Annotated in this window: 3 protein-coding genes and 2 pseudogenes; 4 read left to right on the top strand and 1 reads right to left on the bottom strand. The window is 43.2% G+C overall.

Annotated features, from left to right (window positions below):
• Positions 1 to 340: 340 nt before the first annotated feature.
• From PX482_RS07330 to PX482_RS07315, 4 genes and pseudogenes are all read left to right on the top strand, one after another.
• Positions 341 to 997, top strand: a complete 657-nt coding sequence (locus PX482_RS07330; RefSeq protein WP_288025417.1) for a vWA domain-containing protein — start codon at positions 341 to 343, stop codon at positions 995 to 997.
• 13 nt (positions 998 to 1,010) lie between these two features.
• Positions 1,011 to 1,769, top strand: a complete 759-nt coding sequence (locus PX482_RS07325; RefSeq protein WP_045356219.1) for a PP2C family serine/threonine-protein phosphatase — start codon at positions 1,011 to 1,013, stop codon at positions 1,767 to 1,769.
• A gap of 336 nt (positions 1,770 to 2,105) precedes the next feature.
• Positions 2,106 to 2,450, top strand: a complete 345-nt coding sequence (locus PX482_RS07320; protein ID WP_288094188.1) for a FitA-like ribbon-helix-helix domain-containing protein — start codon at positions 2,106 to 2,108, stop codon at positions 2,448 to 2,450.
• 117 nt (positions 2,451 to 2,567) lie between these two features.
• A pseudogene (locus tag PX482_RS07315) lies at positions 2,568 to 2,753 on the top strand (IS1 family transposase); the annotation flags it as partial.
• Positions 2,754 to 2,868: 115 nt separating this feature from the next.
• On the opposite strand, the pseudogene PX482_RS07310 reads toward PX482_RS07315, so the two are convergent.
• Positions 2,869 to 3,315 (bottom strand): annotated as a pseudogene (locus PX482_RS07310) (flotillin family protein); the annotation flags it as partial.

Below are 3,315 nucleotides of genomic sequence, written 5' to 3'. Positions count from 1 at the left end.
GGGGTGCCGATAGGCGGGGGGCTCCCCCTTGATAAGGGGGGTGCCGATAGGCGGGGGGCTCCCCCTTGATAAGGGGGGTGCCGATAGGCGGGGGGCTCCCCCTTGATAAGGGGGGTGCCGATCCCCCCTGCCCCCCTTGATAAGGGGGGTGCCGATAGGCGGGGGGATCCCCCTTAATAAGGGGGGTGTCTGACAACTTTTAACACCTGCCTGCTTAAGGGAAAGATGTCTTTTCTGATGGGACTGGCAGAGATAATATAATAGGACAAAAAGTAGATAATCCCAATTCCTAAGATACCCATAGTTCCCCCAGTTCAAAAAATTAGGAGGCTTGCAAAAAATGCCGATTGGTGTGGCTGAATTTGTCGAAAATCAGGAAAATCGCTGTCCTGTGGTATTACTACTAGATACCTCTGGTTCAATGTCAGGGGAACCGATTAAGGCTCTCAATGATGGTATCAAAACCTTTCAGCAGGATGTGATGCGGGATACCCAAGCGACGTTGAGTGTAGAAACCGCCATTGTTACCTTTGGTAATGGAGGGGTTAAAACCGTGCAAGATTTTGTCGGGATTGACCAATTTACGCCACCTACTTTAACCGCAGGAGACTTAACTCCGATGGGAAAAGCGATTGAATTGGCCTTAGATTTAATCGAAGATCGTAAGGCGATTTATAAAAGTTATGGTATCCAATATTATCGTCCCTGGATATTTTTAATTACTGATGGTGCGCCTACGGATCAATGGAATCTGGCGGCGCAACGGGTAAAACAAGGAGAAGCAGAAAATCGGGTTTTATTTTTTTCTGTAGGTGTTCAGGGGGCCGATATGGAGAAGCTCAAACAGATTTCTAATAATCCCCCCGTGTTACTCAATGGGTTAGATTTTCGGGATTTATTTCAGTGGTTAAGTAACTCAATGAAACGAGTTTCTGGTGGTAAAATTGGAGAGGCGATCGATTTACCACCAGTGAATTGGGGACAAATTACCACCTAGAGGACAGTTAATTATGTGGAGAACGTTGTGTCAATCGGTAATCGGTAGTTTTCATGTGCAAGGGGGATTACCCTGTCAAGATTATGGTGCTTATAAATTATTGGGTCAGGATGTTTTGATTGGAGCCGTGGCCGATGGGGCCGGTAGTGCCAAACGTTCGGATTTGGGGGCGAAAATAACAGTTAAAGCAGCGCTGCAATTTTTAGAGGAAAATCTCAAAAAAACAGCATTTGCGGCAACTGAAACTGAAGCAGAATTAGAGGAAATATTCCGGCGACTGTTGGCTTATGTTCAGCAAATTCTCCAAGAAGAAACCGAAAAAGAACAGTTAGACATTAATGATCTAGCGACAACTTTACTGGTTGTTTTGGTTACTTCAAAACGGTTAGCGGCGATGCAGATAGGAGATGGTTTTATTGTCTTCAAACCTCTGGGTGGAAATTATCAGTTATTGTTGCAGCCTGACAAGGGGGAATACATCAATGAAACCACTTTTGTTATTTCTAGTAATGCTTTGGAGGATATGCAAATAAAAGTTTTAACCGAGCCAGTTGCCTTTATTTGTGTGGCGACAGATGGAGTGGAAAAGGTATCGATCGATTATAAAAATTGGCAGCCTTTTCCGCCTTTTTTTCAGCCATTAGAGGAATATTTACAACAGACAGAAACGCCATTGCAGGAAGATCTCAAAGAATTTTTAGAGCGGGAGGATTTAAATAAGTTAACAACCGATGATAAAACCTTACTCCTAGCTTTTTGTTTAAGAAACTGAGGGGTTTAAGAAACCGGGTTTGTTTGACAAACCCGGTTTCTGGATCGAAATTTTTGATCCCTTGTGTCAAGGTGCTACCTTGGGACCTAATATTAACGAATCTACCTCAAACAATCGTGAGCAGAAAATCTATCAAAAGTAATCTGTAGGTTGGGTTGAGGAACGAAACCCAACTCAATTATTAAAAAGTGTTGGGTTTCACTATCGTTCAACCCAACCTACGATGGGACTAAGGCTGAGGGGTTTAAGAAACCGGGTTTCTGGATCATAGCGTTCCTAGGTAAAACAATCGTGAGCAAAAAATCTATCAAAAGCGACTTGAAGAGAATTGATGCGATGACGGATGAGAATATCGATTATTCTGATATTCCGCCGTTAGGTGATGAATTCCTTACCCAAGAAACAGTATCTTTTTCGACATCAAAGCAGCAATTAACTATACAACCTATGGCAGATTTAATCGTCCGCAATATCGATGAAGCCATCGTCAAAGCTCTCAAAAAGCGAGCCAGCCAACACGGGATCAGTGCCGAAGCCGAACACCGCCAAATCTTAGAAAAAGCCTTGCTGCAACCGCAACGAAAATCCCTAGCAGAGGTGCTATGCCAGATTCCCAACGTTGGCAACGATTCAGACTTCGATCGCGTTCAAGATGACACAGCCAAACCAGTATTTGATTGATACTAAGTAGGTAGGCGTTAAAAATTATCAGACACCCCCGTTATCAAGGGTAGGGTTGATTCATGAATCAACCCTACCTTATCAAGGAGGGCAGGGGGGATCGAACCTAAAATCCATTTTAAATTTAATTATAACCAGCTACTTAAGTTTTATGTCTGGCTAGCAATTGATAGACAAATAAGAGAAATTGTCGGTTGTTATGTGGGAGATAGGGGTCGTGCGTCAGCGCAAAAACTTTGGGAAGGCCTACCTGATGTTTACCGACAATGTGCAGTAGCTTATACAGACTTTTGGGTGTCATATTAAGAAGGTTGTTTCTGGTGGCGTTGCTGATCTAAGAGATAAATCCTCTTTTCTGGGATTTTTCTAGTTGGCATTCATACCTCGATTCAGCCATGCCTAGTATGTTTTTTGACTGCTATTTTTCAATTTTATTAGTGAGAGTTCCCACTACATCAATACCGAGGGTTTGATGGACACTGGCGAGGAATTGATTGACGATTTCGGGATAGACTTTAATCAGGGCAGCGAGGGATTTACCATCACCATTATCAACGATATTAACTCGATCGAGGTGTAAGCGTTTAGGAATTTTGATCGCTTCTTCCAGGATGGTTTCTAACTGTTGAATCAAGAAAATTGCTGATGCTTCGCTGCCGGTGTTTTGCCAGACTTCCGCAAACAATTCGTTAACCAAGGCTTCAGCTTTGGCATTTTCTTCAAAAATTGCCGCTTGTCCTCTAGCGCGGAAAGTTTCAGCTTCCTGCTGCGCTTCTGCGGGTAAAACTTCATCTGCTTGGAGACGTAATCTTTCTAATTCTGCTCTGACCTGTTGAAATTTTTCTTCAACTATAGCACGTTTTTC

It is taken from the genome of Microcystis sp. M53602_WE12, assembly GCF_030065455.1.
Taxonomy (GTDB): Bacteria; Cyanobacteriota; Cyanobacteriia; order Cyanobacteriales; family Microcystaceae; genus Microcystis; species Microcystis aeruginosa.
This window is presented reverse-complemented; position numbering and strand designations above follow the sequence as displayed.